This window comes from Dactylosporangium sp. NPDC006015 (assembly GCF_040614215.1).
Lineage (GTDB): Bacteria > Actinomycetota > Actinomycetes > Mycobacteriales > Micromonosporaceae > Dactylosporangium > Dactylosporangium maewongense.
In genome coordinates this window covers 79732-102986 of the sequence record NZ_JBEXUD010000045.1, presented here as the reverse complement: position 1 = coordinate 102986, position 23255 = coordinate 79732, and the positions used below count along the sequence as shown (strand labels likewise).

Below are 23255 nucleotides of genomic sequence, written 5' to 3'. Positions count from 1 at the left end.
CGGGGGGGGGGGGGGGGGGGGGGGCGGGGGGGGGGGCCCCCCCCCCCCCGGCGCCGCGGTCTGCGCAACTACACGCGGACGTGCAGGGAGGGCCGCCAAGGCCCGACCGTTGACTGCGGGAGCAACGGCCGTGCCCACGACGGACCGGAGCCATGAACTTGGCTCTTTGCTCTTGGCTCTGGCTCCTGGGGCGCTGCTGGGGCGCTGCTGGGGCGCTGCTGGGGTCATGCGAAGCGGGCGGCGCCTCTGCCGAGGTCGCCGCCCGCCGGTGTCGCGGTGTTACAGATATTGGCCGGTGTTGGTGGCGGTCTCTATGGACCGGCCGGCCTCCGCGCCCTTGCCGCCGGAGACGAGCGTGCGGATGTAGACGATCCGCTCGCCCTTCTTGCCGGAGATGCGGGCCCAGTCGTCGGGGTTGGTGGTGTTGGGAAGGTCCTCGTTCTCGCGGAACTCGTCAACGCAGGAGTCGAGCAGGTGCTGGAGGCGCATGCCCTTCTGGCCGTTGCTGAGGAAGTCCTTGATCGCCATCTTCTTGGCCCGGTCGACGATGTTCTGGATCATCGCGCCGGAGTTGAAGTCCTTGAAGTACAGGACCTCCTTGTCGCCGTTGGCGTAGGTCACCTCGAGGAACCGGTTCTCCTCGGTCTCGGAGTACATCCGCAGGACCACCGCGTCGATCATCGCCGCGACCGTCGCCTCGGGCGAGTTGTCGTGCTCGGCGATGTCGTCCTTGTGCAGCGGGACGGTGGTGAGGATGTACTTGGAGAAGATGTCCTTGGCCGCCTCGGCGTCCGGTCGCTCGATCTTGATCTTCACATCGAGCCGGCCGGGGCGCAGGATCGCCGGGTCGATCATGTCTTCCCGGTTGGACGCGCCGATGACGATGACGTTTTCCAGGCCCTCGACGCCGTCGATCTCGCTCAGCAGCTGAGGCACGATCGTGTTTTCGACGTCGGAGGAGACGCCCGAGCCGCGGGTCCGGAACACCGAGTCCATCTCGTCGAAGAACACGATGACCGGGGTGCCCTCGCTCGCCTTCTCACGGGCGCGCTGGAAGATCAGCCGGATGTGCCGCTCGGTCTCGCCGACATACTTGTTGAGCAGCTCGGGACCCTTGATGTTGAGGAAGTAGCTGGTCCTGCGCTCCTCGCCGCGCCGCTCGGCGATCTTCTTCGCCAGCGAGTTGGCGACCGCCTTGGCGATCAGCGTCTTGCCACAGCCGGGAGGGCCGTAGAGCAGGACGCCTTTCGGCGGACGCAACAGGTGCTCGCGGAACAGCTCCGCGTGCAGGAACGGCAGCTCCACGGCGTCGCGGATCTGCTCGATCTGCGAGAAGAGGCCGCCGATGTCGGTGTAGTCGACGTCGGGCACCTCCTCCAGCACCAGCTCCTCAACCTCGCTCTTCGGGATCCGCTCGTAGGCATACGCCGAGCGGGGCTCGATCATGAGCGAGTCGCCGGCGCGCAACGGCGCTTCGGCGAGGGTGTCGGCCAGGTGGACGATCCGCTCCTCGTCGGCGTGCGAGATGACGAGAGCGCGGTCACCACCTTCCAGGATCTCCTTCAACATGACGACCTCGCCGGCCCGCTCGAACCCGAGCGCGTCGACGATGTTCAGGGCGTCGTTGAGCAGGACCTCCTGGCCTCGGCGCAGCTCCTCGACCTCGATGGCCGGGGAAACTGCCACGCGCAGCTTGCGCCCACCGGTGAAGACGTCAACGGAACCGTCTTCGTGGCGGGCGAGGAAGACGCCGTAACCGCTCGGCGGCTGTGCCAGGCGGTCAACTTCCTCCTTCAGCGTCACGATCTGGGCGCGGGCCTCCTTGAGGGTGGCCACGAGCCGCTCGTTGTTTTCGGTCAGCCGGGCAATCTGCGCCTGCGCTGCGGCAAGCCGCTCCTCGAGCTGTCGCACGTGTCGCGGGGTTTCCGTCAGCTTGCGCCGCACCAGGGCGAGTTCCTCCTGGAGGAAAGCGACCTGCGTGGAGAGATCGTGGGCGTCCTTCTCCCATCGTGCGGCGCGCGTCTCCGCGTCGTCGCTGCGTGCCACGTCCCACCTCCCCGGGGGCTTTGAACGTTGTGCTCTAACACTAACTGCTGTTCGCCGGTCTGGGCCCCTTCGAACCCGTGCGCCACAGGGCTTTTACAAATCGTGCGGCCTGGAGGCGCTTTCCACCAGCCCTGTAATGTTGCAGCGTGAGCGCTCTTGAGGTGTGGGTTGACCAGGACCTGTGCACCGGTGACGGCCTGTGTGTGCAGTACGCGCCTGAGGTATTCGAGTTCGACGTCGATGGTCTGGCCTATGTGAAGGGGACCGACGGCGAGCTTCAGCTGGCCCCCGGCACCCGCGTCGACGTGCCCGAACACCTCCGGCTCGAGGTCATCGACGCGGCCAAGGAGTGCCCCGGCGACTGCATCCACGTGCACCGGGCGGCCGACGACGTGCCCGTCGCCGGACCCAACGCCGACTGATTCCTCACAGCATCGGCTTGCCCACGAGAGAAGAGACCAGCCGGGCAAACTCCTCCAAACGGGCGATCTGTCCGGCGCCGCCGTCGTCGAGAGTTTTACCGAAGCGCAACGCGTCGTGGCGGATGATCGAGCCGGCCTCCTCGGCGGCGACGTTCGCCTCGTCGAGCGAGGTCAGCAGCAGGTAGACATCGACGCTGTCTACTCTCGCGTGCCCGTTGGGGTTGCGGCTGAGCCGGCGGCGGCAGCCGACCTCGGTCACCGCCGACAGCGCCACGACCCGCAGCGACGACGTCATCGAGCCCGGCGGCGCCTCCTCAGGCGGGATGTCCTCGCCGTGCCACAGGATGAGCCGGGTGCCGTCGCAGACGACGACCTCCTGCCAGACCCCGTTGACGTCGTTGACGAACCGCTCGAGCGTGAAACCGAGCACACTCTGCCCGCGCAGGACGCCGGCCATCGCGTCGAGCGCGATGTCCGGGTCCCGCAGGTATGCCCTGGCCGCCGACTCGAGGTCCGGATAGGGCGACCAGTCCGGAAATACGGCAGGTAGGTCACTGAAGCTCGGACGGCTCATCCTTTGCCTCCTCCTCCCGTGCGACCGCGGCGGCTGCCAACCGCCGCGCCGCATACGCTTCGGCGCCCTTGCTCGGCTTGCGGCGCCGCGGCGGCGCCGTCACCCCCGGCGCCAGCTTCCGGGCACTGACGAGGAACGCGGTGTGCGCGATCATCCTGTGATCGGGCCGCACCGCGAGACCCTCGACGTGCCAGTCACGCACCAGGCTCTCCCAAGCCCGGGGCTCCGTGTAGCCGCCGTCCTCGCGCAGCGCCTCCACCAGCTCGGACAGCTGCGGCGTGGTCGCCACATAGCCGATGAACACCCCGCCGGGGATCAGCGCCCGCGACACGAGCGGCAGGATCTCCCACGGGGTCAACATGTCTAGGATTATCCGATCAAAACCGACATCTTCGCAGCCCGCTACGTCACCTACCCGCAAGGTCCACCCCGCCTGGGGCCCGCCGAGGAAGGCCTCGACGTTGCGCCTGGCGATCGCTGCGAAGTCTTCGCGCATCTCGTACGACGTGACGCTGCCGCTCGGTCCGACCGCCCGCAGCAGCGAGCAGGTGAGGGCGCCGGAGCCGGCCCCGGCCTCCAGGACCCGGGCACCGGGGAAGATGTCGCCCATGGCGACGATCTGCGCGGCGTCCTTCGGGTAGATGACCTGGGCGCCGCGGGGCATGGACAGCACGTAGTCCGACAGCAGCGGCCGCAGCGCGAGATACGCCGTGCCGCCGGCGCTCGTCACGACGCTGCCGTCGGGCGAGCCGATCAGGTCGTCGTGCGGGAGGGCGCCGCGGTGGGTGTGGAACTCCTTGCCCGGTTCGAGCACGATCGTGTGCATCCGCCCCTTGGGGTCGGTCAACTGGACCCGGTCACCCGGCTGGAAGGGTCCCCGGCGGGTGGTGGGGAGGTCGAGGGACACAGTCACGTGCGATTCCTTCTGCTGGTGGGCCTGCTGGTGGATCTGCGTGTTTCGAGCAACGAGAGCAGCTCGGCGCCGCGCAGGACGCCGTGCACATCCTCACCCGAGACCACCAGGTAGTCGCCGCCCGGGTCGTCCCGGATGGCGTGCAGCAGGTCGGTGCCCCGCAGATCCCCTGCCAGGACGTGGTGCTCGTCGATCCGGCGGGTGACGTCGCCGATCGGCACCCACGGCCGGCGCTCCGCCGGGACCGCCCGTGCCGAGGCGCCGTGCACGAACCCGAGCATCGCCCCGGCCCCGTCCACGACGGCGAGTGGCTGGCCGCCGCTCTGCTGGGCGATCCGCTCCGCCTCCGCCAGCGGCGTGGCCGCGGCGACGGGGATCACCGGCCTGGCCAGCTCCCGCGCGTTGAACGGCGGCAGGCTCGACGCGACCCGCCCGTGCCGGATCGCCTGACCGGCGCCGACCCACATCGTGATGCTGACCAGCAGCGTGAAGAGCAGGCCGAAGATCCTGTCGAGGACGCCCTGGGAGTACAGCACGACCACGGTGGCGGCGGTGGCGACCGCGACCAGCCGCCCCGACCAGCCGGCGACCCGCCGGCCGAGATTCGGGTCACCGCTGATCTTCCAGACGAGGGCCTGCAGCGCCCGCCCACCGTCCAGCGGCAGGCCGGGCAGCGCGTTGAACACCGCCACCACGATGTTGCTCAGTGCCAGCTGGAACGCGAACGTCTCGGCCAGGCTGTGCGCCGGCAGCACCAGCGCGACGCCGCCCGCCAGCAGTCCCAGCAGCAGCGACACGGCCGGCCCGGCGAGCGACACGAACAGCTCCACGCCCGGCCGCGGCGCCTCCCGCTCCATCTCCGTGTAGCCGCCGAGCATCTCCAGCGTGATACCGCTCACACCGATCCCGCTGTGCCGGCTCGTCACTGCGTGGCCGAGCTCGTGCAGCAACACCGACAGCAGCAGGCACACCACGAACCCGAAGCCCAGCACGAACCCGGTCGTCATCGGCAGCGTCCGCTGCGCCGACAGGAACTGGCTATACGTCAGCGTGATCAGCGCGGCGAGCAGCAACCAGGACGGGGCGAGGAAGATCGGGACGCCGAACAGCCGCCCCAGCGGGATCCCGGAGCCGCGCTCCGGCGGCCGGGTCCGGGCAGCCGACGACGCCGGCGCGGGTGCCGAGCGGTAGTCGTCCATTGCCCATGATGCTACGTGTAGTCCGCGCCGAGGGGTCGGTCCGCGAAAACTGTCGTACCCGTGGCCTAACCTTCCACGCATGACGGAGACCATCACCACCCTGCCTACGTTGTCGCCGTCGCGCGCCGCGGACTTCAAGACGTGTCCGCTGCTGTACCGGTTCCGCAGCATCGACAGGCTTCCCGAGCGCCCGACGCCCGACCAGATGCGAGGCACGCTCGTGCACGCCGTGCTGGAGGCGCTGTTCGAGGAGCCGAGCGGCAGCCGCACTCCCGAGCGGGCCGCCGCCCTCGTCGCGCCGCAGTGGCAGCGCCTCGTGGAGACCGAGGAGGGCCTCGCCGACCTGTTCGCGGACACGGAGGCGTTCCTGGAGTCCAGCCGCGAGCTGCTCGGTGGCTACTTCGCCGTGGAGGACCCCAACCGGCTGGAGCCCGCGGAGCGGGAGGCGTTCGTCCAGGCCGAGGTCGACGGCAAGCTCGTCATCCGCGGCTACATCGACCGCCTCGACGTCTCCCCCGCCGGCGACCTCCGCGTCGTGGACTACAAGACCGGCGGCGCGCCCCGCGAGGCCTTCGAGGCGCGCGCCATGTTCCAGCTGAAGTTCTACGCGCTGGTCCTGTGGCGGACCCGCGGCGTGGTGCCCCGCGTGTTACGCCTCATGTACCTCAAGGACCGCGAGGTCTGCGACTTCTCCCCCGACGCCGACGAGCTGGCCAGGTTCGAGCGGACGCTGCTGGCCCTGTGGCAGGCGATCGAGCGGGCGACGGCCGAGCGCGACTTCAGGGCCCAGCCGAGCCGGCTGTGCGGCTGGTGCGCCCACCAGGCGCTGTGCCCGGCGTTCGGCGGGACGCCGCCGCCGTTCCCCGAGCCGGCGACGGCTGCCGCGCTGCCCTTGTCGACGGAGGAGGAGCCCGCCGCGGGCCGCGACGAGTGACCCTTGCCGTTGCTCCCGGTTCGGCCCGGCGCGGTGTGTCGGTCGACCCGTTCGGGGCCGGCACGGCGCGGATGGCACGCCTCCGGATCGAAACCGGACGCGGTGCGGGGCGACAGGGTCGACGCGCAGCGCTCAGAGCACGCACCGTCAGGCCGACGCGGTGAGTCCAGCGCCGTCCCGTGAGGGGTGCCACCCGGCGCGGTGACTTGGTGCGTCGGCACAGCCCCAGGTCTTCCCGCGGGCACGGCGCAGCACGACCCGGGCACCACGCGGTGCCGGGGCGGCGCCGGGTGCAGGCGGGCACGGACGTGACATGGAGCGGGACGGGCGGTGTGTCGCTCGATTCGCCCGGAATCGGCACGGGCCGGATCGAGACCGGACGCGGTGCGGGGTGGCAGGGTCCGAGCGCCGCGCGATGCGCTCAAGGCTCACTCCGTCAGGCCGGTGCGGCGAGCCCAGTGCCGCCCGGCGACGGGTGCCACCCGGCACGATGACCTAGCTCGTCCCGTGAGCCTGGCCGAAGTGCGGCACGCGCATTGCACGGGTGTGGCCACAGCGCGGACGCGGCACAGACACGGCCCGGGTCGACTGTGGGCCGGATGCGGGGGCCTACGCGGGTGCGGACGCGGCACTGCGCGGGTGCGGACACTGAGCAGGTGTGGGCACTGAGCGGGTGTGGGCACGGCACAGGCACGGGCACCGCGCGACGCTGGTGCGGCAGGGCGAGTTCGGACCGTCGCGATCGTGGGTCGGGCGCAGCCGGTGAATGCGGTGGGCAAACCGCAGCCCGGGCGTGGATCAGATGTGGGCGGTCCGGCCGGGCGCGGCGCAGGTGCGACCCGGCACCGCACGGCGCGGGCAGGGGCATGGCACGGGAGTGAGCATCGCACGCGTCTCAGCCAGCAGTCCGCCGCGGTCAGCCGGCCGGCTTCGGTCGTCTCGGCGAGCAGCCCGGCGACGCGTCCGAGTGGCCGGGGTCCGTATCCCAGCCCGGCCGCCCGGTCCGTGCTCGACGAGCCGCTGACCGTGCCACCGCGGCAGGCCGGGGCGGCCCCGCTCCGGCGCCCAACCCGGGCCCGGCACCTGGCCCGACCGCCGTCGACACGCGGATCGGCCTCGAGTTGCCCGAGCCGCCGTGTGCCAGCCGGGTGCCATGCCGCTGCGAGCCCCGGCCTGATTGATCAAAGGACAGGCCCGGCCGCCAGCACGACCAGAACCGGCCTTCGATCTCCAATCACGAACCTCACATCCGTCAGCGCTCGAGTTGCCGCGGGGGTCGGTGCCAGTCGGGTGCCGTGCCGCTGCGGGGCGCGGGCTGATTGATCCAAGGACGGTTCTGGCCGTCGGGACGACCGGATCCGGCCTTGGATCACGCGGGCGCGGACGGCGCGTCGCGGTAGGTGGGGGGACGGGCGTCTCATCCTCAAGCAGGAGGCGCGGGTCGGACGCGGCGACGAATCCAACCAGGGTTGGAGCCGATAGCGTACGAAGAGTGCTGAAGCGCGTGTTGAGCCGCCGAGCGGACCCGTTGGTGCAGGACATCGTGCTCGCGGTCGTGCTCGCTGTGGTCGGCGGGAGTTCGACGGCGCTCGCGGAGCAGGTGCTCGATGCCGGCAACCTGGCCCTGCAGGTGACGTTCGACACGGTCGGGTTGCTGGCGGTGGCGGTGCGGCGGCGGTGGCTGTGGGGGGCGGTGTGGTTCACGGCGGCGCACACCGTGGTGCCGTTCCTCGGGGTGCTGCCGGTGATGTACGGCGGGTTCGCCGTGATCGTCCTCACGTACACGGCGGCGGCGTATCTGCCGTTGCGGCGGGCGATCGCGGCCGGGCTGCTGATCTGGGCGCCGGGGATGGTGCTGGCGACGGTGCTGGGGCGCACCAATGACGAGCCGCTCGGGCTGACGCCCCAGGTCTTCCTGCTGTTCAACGCGATGAGCGCGGCGGTGTGCTTCACGGTCGGGCGGATGATGGCGACGCGGCGGGCGTATGTGGCGGCGCTGGAGGATCGGGCGAGGACGGCGGAGACGAGCCAGCGGGCGCTGACGGAGCAGGCGGTGGCCGACGAGCGGCGGCGGATCGCGCGGGAGCTGCACGACGTCGTGGCGCACCACGTGAGCGTGATGGGGGTCCTCGCGACCGGGTCGCGGCGGATGCTGCAGCGGGATCCGGGCGCCGCGGACGAAGCGCTCGCGACGATCGAGGAGACCGGCCGGACCGCGTTACGGGAGATGCGGCGACTGCTGACGGTGCTGCGCACGGAGGCGGAGCCGGCCGGTGAGCTGGCGCCGCAGCCGGGGCTCGCCGGCGTGGAGGGGCTGGTGGAACAGATCCGGGAGGCCGGTCTGCAGGCGGTGCTGCGGGTGGAGGGCGTGCCGGGGCAGCTGGACCCGGGCATCGCGCTGACGATCTACCGGATCGTGCAGGAGGCGCTGACGAACGCGTTGAAGCACGCCGGCGCGGCGACGGTCGAGGTGAGGATGGTGTTCAGCCGCTCGGACGTGGTCGTGGAGGTGTGCGACACCGGACGCGGGCCGCAGCTGGGCACCGCCGCGATCGGGCACGGACTGCTGGGCATGCGGGAGCGGGTCATGTTGTACGGGGGGACGCTGCGCACCGGGCCGCGGCCCGGCGGGGGTTACCGTGTGCACGCGAGGATCCCCATCGAACAGCATGCGGACAGCGTGGAACGGCTGCCCGCATAGGAAAGGCGCAGAGCTTGAACGAGAGGCCAATCCGGCTCCTGCTCGTGGACGACCAGCCGCTGCTGCGCACCGGGTTCAGGATGGTGCTCGGCGGCGAGGCGGACCTCGACATCGTCGCGGAGGCGGGTGACGGCGTCGAGGCGATCGAGCTGGCCCGGCGGCTGCTGCCCGACGTGGTGCTGATGGACATCCGGATGCCCCGCATGGACGGCGTGGCGGCGACCCGCGCGATCGTCGAGGCGAAGCTGCCCGTGCGTGTGTTGATCCTGACCACGTTCGACCTCGACGAGTACGTGGTGGGCGCGCTGCGGGCCGGCGCGAGCGGGTTCCTGGCGAAGGACGTGCCCGCCGACGACCTGGTCACCGCGATCCGGACGGTGGCGGCCGGTGAGGCGGTCGTCGCGCCGCGGATCCTGAAGCGGCTGCTGGACAAGTTCGCCGACGCGCTGCCCGACCCGGACGCGGAGCCGCCGCGGGACCTGCGGGTGCTGACGGACCGGGAGCGGGAGGTCCTGGTGCAGCTGGCGCGGGGGCTGTCGAACTCGGAGATCGCGCGGGCGCTGTCGGTGAGCGAGACGACGGTGAAGACGCACGTCGGGCACGTGCTGACGAAGCTCGGCCTCAGGGACCGCGTCCAGGCCGTCGTCCTCGCGTACGAGACGGGTCTGGTCCGACCGGGATCATAGGTCTCCTTCCCAAGGAGTACCCCCGACCGGCACCCCGGGAGGACGGCACACCCACGATCACCCCGTAGCGTGAGTGCATTCACGAAACCAGAGGGGGATCGAGCGTGACCACGACAGTCACGACCGGGCAGGCGGTCGCCGCCCGCGCGGTGGATGTGTGGAAGGTGTACGGCAGCGGCGAGGCCCAGGTCATCGCGCTGCACGGGGTGAGCGTCGAGTTGGAGCGCGGGCAGTTCACCGCGATCATGGGCCCGTCCGGGTCCGGCAAGTCGACGTTGATGCACACGCTCGCCGGGCTCGACTCGGTGACGCGCGGTGAGATCTTCGTCGGTGACACCCGGCTCACGGGGATGTCCGACGGGGACCTGACCAACCTGCGCAGGACCAAGGTCGGGTTCATCTTCCAGCAGTTCAACCTGCTGCCGACGCTGACGGCGGAGGAGAACATCCTGCTGCCGCTGTCGATCGCGGGTCGCAAGGCCGACCCGAAGTGGTATGACACGGTGATCGAGACGGTGGGGCTGCGGGACCGGCTGAAGCACCGGCCGAGCCAGCTGTCCGGCGGCCAGCAGCAGCGTGTCGCTTGCGCGCGGGCGCTGGTGGCGCGGCCGGAGGTCATCTTCGCCGACGAGCCGACGGGCAACCTCGACTCGCGGTCGGGGGCGGAGGTGCTGTCGTTCCTGCGCAACTCGGTGCGCGAGTTCGGGCAGACGATCGTCATGGTGACGCACGACCCGAATGCGGCCTCCTACGCCGACCGGGTCATCTTCCTGGCCGACGGCCGGGTCGTCGACGAGCTGCTGTCCCCGAGCGCCGACGCGGTGCTGGACAAGCTCAAGGGCCTGGACGCCCACCTGGAAAACAGGGTCGAGAGCGCCACCGACGCGCCGCAGGCGGGCTGAGCCGTGCTGCGCGCGACGCTCAAGAGCCTGCTGGCGCGCAAGCTCCGGCTGATCCTGTCGACCCTCGCCGTGGTGCTGTCGGTCATGTTCGTGTCGGGGTCGCTGGTGCTCACCGACACGTTGGGCCGCACGTTCGACAACGTGTTCTCCAACATCTACAGCTACACCGATGTGCAGGTGACGGCGAAGTCGCAGACGGCCGACGAGGCGTCCGGCAACAGCCAGGCGATCCTGCCGATCCCGGCCGACGAGGTGGCGCGGGTCGAGAAGGTCGACGGGGTGCGCTCGGCGACCGGCCAGGTGTTCGTCACCGGCGCCCGCGTCGTCGGCAAGAACGGCAAGGTGGTCATCAGCCAGTCCGGGCAGTTCGGCGGCAGCTGGACCGGCGAGGACGAGCTGACGAAGCTGATCGCCGGGAAGGCGCCGGCGGCCGCGGACGAGATCGTCATCAACAACGGGCTGGCGAAGCTGGGGAAGTTCGCCGTCGGCGACTCCGTCGACATCATCGCCCGCGCCGAGGCCCGCAAGACCTACAAGATCACCGGCATCATGCAGTACGCGGGCGGCCGCGACTCGATGGCCGGCGAGACGACGGTGCTGTTCACCGAGGCGACCGCGCAGAAGGTGATGCTCGGCGAGCCGGGCGTGTTCAACGTCATCGACGTCAAGGGCAACTCGGGCGTCACCGACAACCAGCTGCGCGACAACATCAAGGCGGCGCTCGGCCCAACGTTCACCGTGCAGACCGGTGAGGAGCTGTCGAAGGCGTCCAGCGAGGCGATCCGGGGGCTGCTGAAGTACTTCAACTACTTCTTCCTCGGGTTCGGCACGATCGCGCTGCTCGTCGGCGTGTTCCTGATCCTCAACACGTTCTCGATCATCGTGTCGCAGCGGACGCGGGAGCTGGCGCTGCTGCGGGCGATGGGCGCGAGCCGCTGGCAGATCATCCGGTCGGTGCTGCTGGAGGCGCTGCTCATCGGCGTCGTCGGGTCGCTGTTCGGGTTCCTGGTCGGCATGGGGCTCGGCGCGGTCGGGGCGAGCGCGTTCACGGCCCTGGCCAACATGGAGTCCGCGGGCCTGGGGCTGCCGGTGGCCGCGATCGTGACGTCGTTCACGATCGGCATCCTGGTCACGATGATCTCGGCGGTGCTGCCTGCGATCAAGGCGGCCCGGGTCGCGCCGATCGCGGCGATGCGGGACGCGGCGACGACCGACAAGCCGCTGACCGGCATCACCATCGCCGGTGCCGTCGTCACCGCGGTCGGTGTCGGCTCGCTGTCGTGGGGCCTGGCCGGCGCCGGCGACGCGACGCTGCTGCTGGTGTTCGGCGGGGTGCTGCTGACGCTGATCGGCGTGGCGCTGCTCGCGCCGATGGTCAGCCGGCCGCTGGTCGCCGGGCTCGGCGCGGTGTTCTCCTTCTCGGTGCCGGGCAGGCTTGGGCGGCGTAACTCGTCGCGCAACCCGCGGCGCACCGCGATCACGGCCGGCGCGGTCATGATCGGCATCGCGATCATCACGATGATCTCGACGATCTTCTCGTCGCTGTCGACGGCGATCGGCGAGTCGGTGGAGAAGGACCTGCAGGCCGACCTCGTCGTCTACGGGCAGCAGACTTCCGACGTGCCGCCGGTCATCCAGCCCGACGAGCTCACGCAGATCAAGGCGCTGCCGCAGGCACAGACGGTCGCCGCCGTGACCTACGACGGCGTGCAGGTCAACGGCAAGCAGGACTTCGTGTTCGCCTACGACGACTCGTCGGCCGCGATCACCGTCCTGAAGCTGCGGCCGGTCGCGGGCCGGATCGACCGCCTCGCCAGCGGCGAGTTCACCACCGACGAGAAGACCGCGAAGGACCGCAAGTACACGGTCGGCACCACCATCACGGTGACGTTCGCGAAGGGGCAGACGAAGACGCTGACGATGGTCGGGATCAGCAACTCGACCAGCAACGGCAACGGCGTCGTCATCTCCAACGCCGACGCGCAGACCGGGTTCGCGTTCCCGCAGCCGATCCAGGCCATGGTCAAGGTCAAGGACGGGGTCACGATCGCCGACGCGAAGGCCGCGGTCGAAGGGGTGCTGAAGAACAACCCCGAGGTCAGCGTCCAGACGAAGGACGAGCTCGTCGGCTCCAGCCGGCAGCAGTTCGACGTGGCGCTGGTCATCGTGCAGGTGCTGCTGTTCATCGCGCTGGGCATCTCGGTGCTCGGGGTCATCAACACGCTGCTGCTGTCGGTGATCGAGCGGACCAGGGAGCTGGGGATGCTGCGGGCGATCGGCCTGCGGCGCCGGCAGACGTGGTCGATGGTGACGATCGAGTCCGTGGTGATCACGCTGTTCGGCACGGTGCTCGGGCTCGTCGTCGGGGTCGGGCTCGGCGCGGCGACGGTCACCGCCCTCAAGTCGGTGATCGGCTTCGGCGCGGTCACGCTGCCCTGGGGGTACATGATCGCCTACATCATCGGGGCGCTCGTCGTCGGCGCGGTCGCCGGCCTGATCCCCGCGATCCGGGCGGTGCGCCTCAACGTGCTCAACGCCATCGCGTATGAATAGGCACCAGCGCTGACAAAGCCGGTCGGGGGTCTCCCCCGACCGGCTTTTCCGCTTTTCCGGAGCCCTTTCTGTGAAGGCTGAGAAACGCGGGCTAGGGGTTGACCCTGATTTCCGCTCCGGGCCAAACCCCCGCCCAAAACCGGTGGTCGGGTCGCCCTGCGGGCGGACGAGACGAGCCGGAACCGCCCCGAGGATGAAGGCACACCATTCACCAGGGGGAATCATGACTGCATCGGTTGCGACGCGCACCGAGGTGGCCGCGAAGGCGGTCGACGTCTGGAAGGTCTACGGCACGGGCGAGGCGCAGGTCAACGCGCTCGGCGGCGTTTCCGTGGAGCTCGAGAAGGGCCGGTTCACCGCGATCATGGGCCCGTCGGGCTCGGGCAAGTCGACGCTCATGCACTGCCTGGCCGGGCTGGACGCCGTGTCGCGCGGCGAGGTCTACATCGGCGACTCGAAGATCACCGGCCTGTCGGACCGGGGCCTGACGAACCTGCGCCGCACGAAGGTCGGGTTCATCTTCCAGCAGTTCAACCTGCTGCCGACGCTGACCGCCGAGGAGAACATCCTGCTGCCGCTGTCGATCTCGGGCAGGAAGCCGGACGCCGCCTGGTACAACACCGTGATCGAGACCGTCGGCCTGCGGGACCGGCTCAAGCACCGGCCGAGCCAGCTGTCCGGCGGCCAGCAGCAGCGGGTCGCGTGCGCGCGGGCGCTCGTGTCCCGGCCGGAGGTCATCTTCGCCGACGAGCCGACCGGCAACCTCGACTCGCGGTCCGGCGCCGAGGTCCTCGCGTTCCTGCGCAACTCGGTCCGCGACTTCGGCCAGACCATCGTCATGGTCACCCACGACCCCAACGCCGCCTCCTACGCCGACCGGGTCGTGTTCCTCGCCGACGGGCACATCGTCGACGAGCTGTACGCGCCGACCGCCGACGCCGTCCTCGACCGTCTCAAGCGTCTCGACAAGGCGGCCTGACGATGCTGCGCGCCACACTGAAGAGCCTGCTCTCCCGCAAGCTGCGGCTGGTCCTGTCCGGGCTGGCCGTCGTGCTGGGGGTGATGTTCGTGTCGGGGGCGTTCGTGCTCACCGACACGATGGGACGCTCGTTCGACAGCCTGTTCGCGTCGGTGTTCGAGGACACCGACGTCCAGGTGACGCAGAAGCCGAAGGTCGACGGCCAGGACATGGGGCCGTCGCAGGCGTCGAACATCCCGGCGGCGACGCTGGACAAGGTGAAGAACGTGCCAGGCGTCGCGAAGGTCGTCGGCGAGGCCAATTCCGACGGCGCCCGCGTCATCGGCAAGAACGGCAAGGTCGTCACCACGTTCGGCCCGCCGCGCCTCGGCGAGAACTGGGTCGGCACGTCCGACCTGATGCAGCTGCGGGAGGGCCGCGGCCCGCAGGCCGACGACGAGATCGTGGTCAACGCGACCACGGCGAAGGCCGCCGGCATCAAGGTCGGCGACGACGTCGGCGTACTGACGCTGCAGCCCGGCAAGAAGGTGTTCAAGCTCGTCGGCATCGTCGGCTACAGCGGCGACCGTGACTCCCTCGGCGGCTCGCTCGAGGTCTTCTTCACCACGCCGGTCGCGCAGGAGCTGATGCTCGGCGAGAAGGACGTGTACAGCTCGCTGAAGGTCACCGCGGCGCCCGGCGTCACCCACGACCAGCTGCGCGCCGACGTCGCCGCCGCGCTCGGCGGCGAGAGCGGCCAGGCCGGCGGGTTCCAGGTCAAGACCGGCAAGCAGCTGCAGGACGAGACGACGAAGGACTTCCGGGAGGGGCTGTCGTTCTTCAACAACGTCCTGATCGGCTTCGCGGGTGTCGCCCTGTTCGTCGGCACGTTCCTCATCCTCAACACGTTCTCGATCATCGTCGCGCAGCGGACGCGTGAGCTGGCGCTGATGCGGGCCCTCGGCGGCAGCCGCGGCCAGACGCTCGGCTCGGTGATCATCGAGGCGGTCGCGATCGGGCTCATCGCCTCGGTCCTGGGCCTCGCCGCCGGCGTCGGCGTCGGTGTCCTGCTCGCCTGGGTGTTCGGCAACGTCAGCGGCGTCGCCCTCGCCAGCGTCGGCGTGCCCGCCGCCGCCGTGATCAGCGCGTTCGTCGTCGGTCTGCTGGTGACGGTCGTCGCCGCGGTCCTGCCGGCGCTGCGCGCCTCCCGCATCCCGCCGATCGCGGCGCTGCAGGAGGTCGCGACCCCGGACCGCCCGCTGACCAAGCTCACCGTCAGCGGCGCCCTCATCGGCGCGGCCGGCGGCACCATGCTCGGCCTCGGCCTCGCCGGTCAGGGCGACAACACGCTGTGGCTCATCCTCGGCGGCGTCCTGATCAGCTTCATCGGCGTCGCGCTGCTCACGCCGCTGCTGGCCCGGCCGGTGGTCGCGCTGCTCGGTCGGCTGTTCTCCTGGTCGGTGCCGGGCAAGCTGGGCCGGCTCAACTCGGGCCGCAACCCGCGGCGCACCGCGATCACCGCGGCCGCGCTCATGGTCGGCCTCGCCCTGATCACCGGCGTCAACGTCATCCTCGCCTCGGCGAAGCAGAGCCTGTCGTCGCAGGCCGCGACCCAGGTCACCGTCGACCTGATCATCTCCGGCGACGGCGACGACAACGGGCCGGCGAAGTTCGACCCGGCCGTGATGGACGCCGCGGCGAAGCTGCCCGGCGTGGCCAGCACCGCCAGCGAGTACTGGGACTTCGGGCAGCTGGAGGGCGGCGGCGGCACCGGCATCTCCGCGACATCCGACATGGCCGCCTACGCCGGCATGTTCAAGATGACCCCGACCGAGGGCACGCTCAACTGGACTGGCCCGAACCAGGCCGTCGTGGACACCGAGAACGCGCAGAAGCGCGGCCTGAAGCTCGGCTCGACGATGACGATCCAGTTCAGCCGCGGCGCGCCGCACACGGTCACCGTCGTCGGCCTGTACAAGCGCAGCGACGTCATGGGCGGCACCATCGTCTCCGGTGACGTGGTGAAGGACTTCCGCAGTCCCCAGCCGTCCTGGGGCTACATCAGGGTCACCGAGGGCACGGCGGTCGCCGACATCCAGCGGCAGGTCGACCAGCTGCTCGTCGACAACCCGGAGGTGTCGGTCGCGAACCGGGCCGAGTTCGTCGACGCGCAGTCCGCGCAGTTCGACCAGCTGCTCACCATGATCCAGATCCTGCTGGCGCTGGCGATCCTCATCGCGGTCCTCGGCATCGTCAACACCCTCGCCCTGTCGGTGCTGGAGCGGACCCGCGAGCTCGGGCTGCTCCGCGCCATCGGGATGCGCAGGGCGCAGACGATGCGGATGGTCACCGTCGAGGCGGTCGTCATCTCCACGTTCGGCGCGCTGCTCGGCCTCGCGGTCGGCACCGGCCTCGGCGCGGCCGTGGTCCGGGCGCTGAAGGACGACGGCTTCTCGAAGATGGCCTTCCCGTGGACGCAGATGGCGACGTACCTGCTGCTCGCCGCCCTGGTCGGGGTCCTCGCGGCGATCCTGCCGTCGATCCGGGCCTCGCGGGTCAACGTCCTGCAGGCGATCGCGCACGACTGACCACGTCGCACGGACCAAGGGGCGCCTGCTCGGGGAGGCGCCCCTTCTCCGTTTCCGGTTTCCGCGTCGGTACGGACACCCGCGGCGCGACCGGTCCGCACAGTGATCCGCGACCTCGCCAGGCGACCGAAGACCGGACGCCGTCCCGCCGCCGGCGCGCGCCGCTACGCGACCAGTTTGCGCAGGTAAGCGACGTCGACGTCGAGCAGCGACTCGACGAGGGTCACGCCGGTGGGGTCCAGGTCGACCTCGCACGGCACGGCGAGGACCGCGCAGCCGGCGGCCCGGGCGCTGCGCACGCCGTTCGGCGAGTCCTCCACCGCGACGCAGTCCATCGCGACCGCCCCGACGAGCCGCGCCGCCGTCAGGTACGGCATCGGGTGCGGCTTCGTCTGGTCCACCTCGTCGCCGGCGACGACCGCGTCGAAGTTGTCCGCCCCGATCGTCAGCAGGGCCACGTCCACCAGGTGCCGGTGCGTGGCGGTGACCAGCGCGAGCGGTACACCCTCCGCACGCAGCGCGGCGAGCAGCTCCTTCGCGCCGGGACGCCACTCGACGCCACCGTGGAAGAGCTCCTTCACCCGCGCCTCCAGCCACCGGACGCTCGCGTCGGTGCTGATGCTGGCCGGCAGGCCGAGGTCGGCGTGCAGCAGCCGCATCGAGTCGGTCATGTTGCTGCCGACCATCGCGTGCCTGGCCTGCGCGGACAGTTCACCGCCGTAGTGCGCGGCGAGCTCGGTCAGGCCGACGGACCACACCTTCTCGCTGTCGACGAGGGTGCCGTCCATGTCGAAGAGCACGGCCGCGAGCCGGTCGTCAGAAGCCACCTGACGGATCCTGCCTGAGCGGGGCGGTCACCGGCCGTCATTCGTGCTCAAACTCACGGCGTGCAGAAACTCCGCCGGCGTCATCGAGCCCGGCCGTGCGCCCGACCGGGCCGCGCGCTGCACGAGCCGCCGCGCCGTCTCGTTCGCCGGGGTCGGCACCCCGTGCAGGCGGCCGAGCAGCACGATCTCGCCGTTGAGGTAGTCGGCCTCCACGGTGCCGGTGCCCCTGGCCAGGCTCTGCCACGACGACCCGCCGGCCCGCCCCACGCCCCCGGGCCAGCGCATGATGTCGCCGCGGCGCTCCCGGTCCTCCGCCGCGGACGCCACGTCGATCCCCGCGTGCCGCAGCACCGCCTCGCCCTCCGCCCGGACCGGCTCGGCCGCCTCGTCGACGCCGTCGACCCGGCCGCACAGCGCCTCCACGGCGTTGCCGAGGTTCATCAGCAGCTTGCGGTACTTCCAGCGCATGATGTCCGGCCGCGGCTGCGACACGAACCCGGCCGACTCCAGGTCGCGGGCCAGGGCCTGCGCGGTCGCGTCGCTGCCGGACGGGAACCGGCCGAGGTCGAGGATGCCGGGGACCGGGGCGCAGTGCGCGGTCACCACGCCGGGCTCCAGGTGGCTGCCGGGCAGGATCACGTGGACGCCGTACACCTGGGCGAAGTGCCGCAGGGCGGCGCGCTCGTTGGCGACCCCGTTCTGCAGGCACACGACCGGCCCGTCGAACCCTTCGAGGGCGACCAGCGCGGCCGCGGTGTCCATGCTCTTCATGCCGAGCACGACGACGTCCTTGTGCGTGTCCCCCGGGTGCTCGACCGCGTCGAGCTTGACGACCGTGTCACCCGACGGCTGGCGCAGCGTCAACCCGTCGCGGCGGATCGCCGCCAGGTGCGCGCCCCGCGCGACGACCGCCACGTCGTGCCCGGCCATCGCCAGCCGGCCCGCGACCACACCGCCGACCGCACCCGCCCCGTACATCAGCCATCGCATCGACCCAGGGTATTCGCCGCCGGCCGGACCGGACGTGATCTTGAAAATCGACACCCTGGGCGCGGCCGGCAAGCCATCCGGCGGTGTCCAACGTAGGCTGGGACCGTGACCGAGTTCGACGGCCTGCCCGTGCTGCGCTCCCCTGTCGCGATTGCCGCGTTCGAAGGGTGGAACGACGCTGCCGACGCGTCGACCGCCGTCGTCGAGCACCTCGAACAGGAATGGGGCGCCGAGCCCATCGCCTCGCTCGACCCGGAGGACTTCTACGACTTCCAGGTCAACCGGCCGACGGTGATGATGTCCGAGGGCGAGACCCGCCGCATCGAGTGGCCCACCACCCGCTTCTCGGTGGCCACGCCGCCCGATGCGGAGCGTGACATCGTCCTCATCCGCGGGATCGAGCCGAGCATGCGGTGGCGCACGTTCTGCGAGCAGGTCCTCGAGGTCTGCCACAGCCTCGAGGTGAGCCGGATCGTGCTGCTCGGCGCCCTGCTCGCCGACGTGCCATACACCCGCCCGCTGCCCGTCAGCGGCTCCGCGCCCCGCGGCGCCACCACCGGCGACGCCGGCGAGCGGCTCGGCCTGACGCCCACGCGGTACGAGGGACCGACCGGCATCGTGGGGGTCCTGCACGACGCGTGCGCCCGCGCCGACCTGGAGGCCGTGTCCTTCTGGGTGCACGTGCCGCACTACGCCAACAACCCGCCGTGCCCGAAGGCGACCCTCGCGCTGCTGCACCGCGTCGAGGAGGTCCTGGACCTGCCGGTGCCGACCGGCGACCTGGCGAAGGAGTCCTCGGAGTGGGAGGAGCGGCTCAAGCAGGCCGCCGAGCAGGACGCCGAGCTCGCCGAGTATGTCCGCGAGCTGGAGGAGCGCTCCGGCGACGCGGGCCTGCAGCCGCTGTCGGGCGACGAGATCGCACAGGAGTTCGAGAAGTACCTGCGCCGCCGCGGGGGCCAGGCCGGCCCTTCCGCGACGGGCGCTTGGTAGCGGCTACGTTGGTCAGACCTGGCGGTACGTGCTGAGGAAGCGGCCGATCCGCCCGATCGCGTCCTCCAGGTCGGACACCCGCGGCAGCGTCACGATCCGGAAGTGGTCCGGATTGTGCCAGTTGAACCCGGTGCCCTGCACGACCATGAGCTTCTCCTTGCGGAGCAGGTCGAGCGCGAACTGCAGGTCGTCCTTGATCGGGTGCACCTCGGGGTCGATCCGCGGGAACATGTAGAGCGCGCCCTGCGGCTTCGTGCACGACACGCCCGGGATCTCGTTCAGCATCCGCCACGCGATGTCACGCTGGGCGAGCAGCCTGCCCCCGGGCAGGATGAGGTCGTTGATGCTCTGGTACCCGCCGAGCGCCGTCTGCACGGCGTGCTGCGTCGGCACGTTGGGGCACAGCCGCATGTTGGCGAGGATGTCCAGGCCCTCGATGTAGCTGGTCGCGTGCTGCTTCGGCCCGGACAGCACCAGCCAGCCGGTGCGGAAGCCCGCCACCCGGTACGCCTTGGAGAGCCCGTTGAACGTGAGCGTCAGCAGGTCCGGCGCGACCGCGGCCGTCGACACGTGCGTCGTGTCGTCGTAGAGGATCTTGTCGTAGATCTCGTCGGAGAAGACCAGCAGGTTGTGCCGGCGGGCGACCTCGGTGATCCGCTCGATCATCTCCCGCGAGTACACCGCGCCGGTCGGGTTGTTGGGGTTGATGACGACGATCGCCTTGGTGCGCGGCGTGACCTTCTTGGCGATGTCGTCGACGTCCGGCATCCAGTCGTTGGTCTCGTCGCAGATGTAGTGCACGGCCCGCCCGCCGCACAGGCTGACCGACGCGGTCCACAGCGGGTAGTCCGGCGAGGGGATCAGCACCTCGTCGCCGTTGTCCAGCAGCGCCTGCAGCGCCATCACGATGAGCTCGGAGACGCCGTTGCCGAGGTACACGTCCTCGATGTCGACGCCGTAGACCTGCTTCTGCTGGTAGTACTGCACGACCGCGCGCCGGGCCGACAGCAGGCCCTTGGAGTCGCCGTAGCCGTGGGCGGAGGGCAGGTTCAGGATGACGTCCTGGAGGATCTCCTCCGGCGCATCGAACCCGAACGGCGCCGGGTTGCCGATGTTGAGCTTCAGGATGTGGTGGCCTTCGGCCTCCATCTGCTTGGCGGCGGCCATGACCGGTCCGCGGATGTCGTAACAGACGTTGGCCAGCTTCGCGGACTGAGTCACCTGCATGCAGCCACAGTACGAGGCCCGCTCCCATGCCTCAGTAGCCACTTCCCATCATGTGGCGCATGACGTGTTCCGTGAACCACCTTGCCTCCAGCTTCCTAGGAGGCTAGTCTTCTATGTATGACCATCAACCCTGGGGCCGCGGAGTTCCCGCACCGGCAGATCGCCGCGCAGCTCCGGGCCCGGATCCACCGTGGCGACTGGGCCCCCGGTGAGCGACTGCCGTCGATCCCGTCGCTCGCCACCCAGTTCGGGGTCGCCAAGCAGACCGTCCAGCGCACCATCGACCAGCTGCGGATCGAGGGCCTGCTGATCACCCGTCCCGGTTCGGGGACGTTCGTCCGCGGCACGAAGCGCCGGATGAACCGGCTCTCCCGCGGGCGCTACGGCGCGGAGCGCGGCTACCACGCCGAGCTCGCCGCCCGCTACCGCCAGCACCTGATGCAGGTCGGCGCCATGCCCTGCCCCCCGGACGTCGCCGAGGCCTTCGGCATCGACGTCGGTGTCCACCTGCTCGTCCGCCGCCACCTCGTCCGCACCGGCGACGCCCCGGTCGAGGTCGGCGCCTCCTGGTTCCGCCCCGCCGACGTCCGCGGCACCTCCATCGAGCGCCCCGACGTGTTCGACCGCCCGCTGTACCAGGAGGTCGAGGCCGAGACGGGCCGCCGCTACACGAGCGCCCGCGACCAGGTCAGCGCCCGCCTCCCCACCCGCGAGGAGGCGGAGCTGCTGCAGATCCGCCCCGACACGCCCGTCCTGGTGCTGCTGCACATCGCGTACGACGCCGAGCACAAGCCGATCGAGGTCGCCCAGGCCGCCTGGCCGGGCCCGATGACCTCGCTGACCGAGGAGTACAAGATCCCCGGCGTCCGCCCCGGCCTCCCCACCGACGAGCCCGACCTGGCCCTCGGCTAGCCCCACCCGGACTCTCCGCCGGTCCCCCACCGCCGCAGCCGGTCGTCGCACGACGACCGGCTCCCGATGCGACGCCGCAGGTCAGGCCGGTCCGGCACACTTGCGACCGCACATCCCGAGAAAAGTTCCGGCGGGCGTGCAGCGTTCGGGTGGGCGGGGACCGTTCTATCCGCGGCGGAGGGAGCGGCCCTTTGAAGGCAGAGGATCCGGACGGGTTCCGGGAGTTCGTGGCGGCGCGGATGGCGGCGCTGCGAAACCTGGCATACGTCACGTGCGGGGACTGGCACTCGGCGGAGGACGCCGTCGCCAACGCCCTGGCCAAGTTGTATCCGCGCTGGTCGCGGCTCGACCGACCGGACCTGTACGCGCAGACGATGGTCGTGCGTGCGGCGATCGACGAGACCCGGCGGCCGTGGTGGCGGCGGGAACGGTCCGCCGGCGACCAGGTGCCGGACGTCGCGCAGGCCGATCCCAGCGGTGTCGCCGACGAACGCCTGACCGTGCGCAGGGCGCTGCAGGCGGTGCCCGTCCGGCAGCGGGCGGTGCTGGTGCTGCGGTACTACCTGGGCATGACGGCCGAGGAGGCCGCGGAGGTGCTCGGGATCCGGGCCGCATCGGTCAGGAGCCAGACGACCAGAGGTCTGGCGAATCTCCGGGCGGCCCTCGCCGCCGGAGGCGTGGTCTTGGATGAACCGTCTGAACTCGGAGAGTGGACCAATGCAGATGCAGGACCTGGTGGAGCTGGCGACGTCAGAGCCACCGCCGCTGCGGCACGACGCTGACCAGATCCTGGCGGCGGGCCGGCGGGTCCAGCGCCGCCGCCGGGTGGCGACCGGTGCCGCCGCGGCCGCGGTACTGGGGGTGATCGCCGCCGCCGTCGCCGTGCCCGCCCTCGGACGGGGCGGCGAGGAGGCACAGCTCCAGATGGGTGCCCCGGAGAACAACCAGCCGGTGCCCGCGACGGCGGAGCCGTTCACGTTCACGTTCGGTGGTTACAAGGTCGGGAAGCTGCGGGTGGCGCAGCCGGTCGACGTGTCGACGGCGTACCAGCTCGCCTCCGTGTACGCGGACGGGCTGACCACCACCGACAAGGCCGCCGACCCGAACGCGCCGGCGCAGGACGGCAAGAAGCTGTACGCGTACCTGACCGTGTACCGGGCCGGCGCGTACGACCCGTCGAAGCTGACCGGCACGCAGCCGGTGACCGTCGGCGGGCGGCCCGGGCTGGAGGCCGGCGGCCCGTACCTCGGCTGGGCGACGCGGCGGACGCTGGCGTGGCAGTACAACACGGACGCGTGGGCGGTGATCCAGGCCAGCTCCGACGACGCCGCGTACCCGTCGGCGAAGGACCTGCGCGACCTCGCCGCCGGGCTGCGCGGCCAGACGCCGGTGCCGGCGAAGGCACCGGTGAAGCTGGGCTACGTGCCGGCCGGATACCGCCTGCAGGAGGCGTCGATGCACGCCATGACGGGGCTCAACGGGATCGCCGCCGCCCGCGACGGCGACTACGCGGGCCTGCTGTTCAGCAACCCGGCCCTGCCGACGGCCGGGCTGACCACGCCGTTCGGCGGTGAGGACGGCGCCGACCCGAAGGGCAGCTTCGTGGTGTACGTCGTGCCGGCCGCCAACTCCAACCAGCAGCCGTCGCCGGGCGTGACCTGCGGCAACGGCTTCTGCAACCGGTGGGTCGGCGGCGTGAACATCCAGGTCAGCAGCGGCGGACGGCTGACCGACACGGAGATGACGAAGGTCCTCGACGGCGCCACCCTCGCCGACGTGAAGAACGAGCGCACCTGGACGCCCGTCCCGGCCTGACGTCCCTGACGACGGCGA

19 protein-coding genes are annotated in these 23255 nt (G+C 70.9%); 12 read left to right on the top strand and 7 right to left on the bottom strand.

What is annotated here, in order from left to right:
• Positions 1–279: 279 nt before the first annotated feature.
• On the bottom strand, positions 280–2046 hold the full coding sequence (gene arc / locus ABZ321_RS46640; RefSeq protein ID WP_344502168.1) for a proteasome ATPase: 1767 nt from the start codon (positions 2044–2046) through the stop codon (positions 280–282).
• A gap of 146 nt (positions 2047–2192) precedes the next feature.
• Between arc and ABZ321_RS46635 the strand changes: the two genes are divergently transcribed.
• Complete coding sequence (locus tag ABZ321_RS46635; protein ID WP_344502167.1) at positions 2193–2468, top strand: ferredoxin; 276 nt, start codon at positions 2193–2195, stop codon at positions 2466–2468.
• Between the two features lie 4 nt (positions 2469–2472).
• On the opposite strand, the gene ABZ321_RS46630 is transcribed toward ABZ321_RS46635, so the two are convergent.
• The 3 genes from ABZ321_RS46630 to ABZ321_RS46620 are packed head-to-tail and all read right to left on the bottom strand — an operon-like array spanning position 2473 to position 5064.
• A complete protein-coding gene (locus ABZ321_RS46630) occupies positions 2473–3042 on the bottom strand; it encodes a hypothetical protein (protein WP_354902715.1) in 570 nt (189 codons plus the stop codon).
• Positions 3020–3955, bottom strand: a complete 936-nt coding sequence (locus tag ABZ321_RS46625; protein ID WP_354902713.1) for a tRNA (adenine-N1)-methyltransferase — start codon at positions 3953–3955, stop codon at positions 3020–3022. The genes ABZ321_RS46630 and ABZ321_RS46625 overlap by 23 nt, the downstream gene beginning before the upstream one ends.
• Complete coding sequence (locus ABZ321_RS46620; RefSeq protein WP_344502342.1) at positions 3952–5064, bottom strand: site-2 protease family protein; 1113 nt, start codon at positions 5062–5064, stop codon at positions 3952–3954. Before ABZ321_RS46620 ends, ABZ321_RS46625 begins: the two co-directional genes overlap by 4 nt.
• Positions 5065–5233: 169 nt before the next feature.
• On the opposite strand from ABZ321_RS46620, the gene ABZ321_RS46615 reads away from it, so the two are divergent.
• The 7 genes from ABZ321_RS46615 to ABZ321_RS46585 all read left to right on the top strand — a co-directional run bounded on the left by ABZ321_RS46615 (position 5234) and on the right by ABZ321_RS46585 (position 16476).
• A complete protein-coding gene (locus ABZ321_RS46615; protein WP_344502165.1) occupies positions 5234–6088 on the top strand; it encodes a RecB family exonuclease in 855 nt (284 codons plus the stop codon).
• 1492 nt (positions 6089–7580) lie between these two features.
• On the top strand, positions 7581–8789 hold the full coding sequence (locus ABZ321_RS46610; protein WP_354902711.1) for a sensor histidine kinase: 1209 nt from the start codon (positions 7581–7583) through the stop codon (positions 8787–8789).
• 14 nt (positions 8790–8803) lie between these two features.
• Positions 8804–9475: a response regulator transcription factor gene (locus ABZ321_RS46605; protein ID WP_344502163.1), complete on the top strand. Its 672-nt coding sequence runs from the start codon at positions 8804–8806 to the stop codon at positions 9473–9475.
• Positions 9476–9579: 104 nt separating this feature from the next.
• The gene (locus ABZ321_RS46600) at positions 9580–10377 is read left to right on the top strand and encodes an ABC transporter ATP-binding protein (RefSeq protein WP_344502162.1); all 798 of its coding nucleotides are present in this window, start codon (positions 9580–9582) and stop codon (positions 10375–10377) included.
• A gap of 3 nt (positions 10378–10380) precedes the next feature.
• Positions 10381–12930: an FtsX-like permease family protein gene (locus ABZ321_RS46595; RefSeq protein WP_354902709.1), complete on the top strand. Its 2550-nt coding sequence runs from the start codon at positions 10381–10383 to the stop codon at positions 12928–12930.
• 223 nt (positions 12931–13153) lie between these two features.
• Positions 13154–13909 carry an ABC transporter ATP-binding protein gene (locus ABZ321_RS46590; RefSeq protein ID WP_344502160.1) on the top strand — a complete coding sequence of 252 codons (756 nt, stop codon included), beginning with the start codon at positions 13154–13156 and terminating at the stop codon, positions 13907–13909.
• Positions 13910–13911: 2 nt separating this feature from the next.
• Positions 13912–16476 (top strand): FtsX-like permease family protein, encoded by a 2565-nt coding sequence (locus ABZ321_RS46585; RefSeq protein ID WP_354902707.1) that lies wholly within the window; start codon positions 13912–13914, stop codon positions 16474–16476.
• Positions 16477–16640: 164 nt separating this feature from the next.
• Here the strand turns inward: ABZ321_RS46585 and ABZ321_RS46580 are convergent, their stop codons facing one another.
• Both ABZ321_RS46580 and ABZ321_RS46575 read right to left on the bottom strand, forming a co-directional pair.
• Positions 16641–17276 (bottom strand): HAD family phosphatase, encoded by a 636-nt coding sequence (locus ABZ321_RS46580; RefSeq protein WP_344502341.1) that lies wholly within the window; start codon positions 17274–17276, stop codon positions 16641–16643.
• Positions 17277–17330: 54 nt separating this feature from the next.
• Positions 17331–18293: a 2-dehydropantoate 2-reductase N-terminal domain-containing protein gene (locus tag ABZ321_RS46575; RefSeq protein ID WP_354902705.1), complete on the bottom strand. Its 963-nt coding sequence runs from the start codon at positions 18291–18293 to the stop codon at positions 17331–17333.
• Positions 18294–18398: 105 nt separating this feature from the next.
• Here ABZ321_RS46575 and ABZ321_RS46570 point away from each other — a divergent pair, with 105 nt between their 5' ends.
• Positions 18399–19283 (top strand): PAC2 family protein, encoded by an 885-nt coding sequence (locus tag ABZ321_RS46570; RefSeq protein ID WP_344502157.1) that lies wholly within the window; start codon positions 18399–18401, stop codon positions 19281–19283.
• Positions 19284–19295: 12 nt separating this feature from the next.
• Here ABZ321_RS46570 and ABZ321_RS46565 read toward each other — a convergent pair whose 3' ends face one another.
• Positions 19296–20510, bottom strand: coding sequence for a pyridoxal phosphate-dependent aminotransferase (locus tag ABZ321_RS46565; protein WP_344502156.1), 1215 nt, complete (start codon positions 20508–20510; stop codon positions 19296–19298).
• A gap of 117 nt (positions 20511–20627) precedes the next feature.
• On the opposite strand from ABZ321_RS46565, the gene ABZ321_RS46560 reads away from it, so the two are divergent.
• The 3 genes from ABZ321_RS46560 to ABZ321_RS46550 all read left to right on the top strand — a co-directional run bounded on the left by ABZ321_RS46560 (position 20628) and on the right by ABZ321_RS46550 (position 23237).
• Positions 20628–21422 (top strand): GntR family transcriptional regulator, encoded by a 795-nt coding sequence (locus ABZ321_RS46560; RefSeq protein ID WP_344502155.1) that lies wholly within the window; start codon positions 20628–20630, stop codon positions 21420–21422.
• A gap of 191 nt (positions 21423–21613) precedes the next feature.
• Entirely contained in the window at positions 21614–22204 is a 591-nt protein-coding gene (locus ABZ321_RS46555) for a SigE family RNA polymerase sigma factor (protein ID WP_344502154.1), read from the top strand.
• Positions 22140–23237 (top strand): hypothetical protein, encoded by a 1098-nt coding sequence (locus ABZ321_RS46550; RefSeq protein WP_354902701.1) that lies wholly within the window; start codon positions 22140–22142, stop codon positions 23235–23237. Before ABZ321_RS46555 ends, ABZ321_RS46550 begins: the two co-directional genes overlap by 65 nt.
• Positions 23238–23255: the final 18 nt, after the last annotated feature.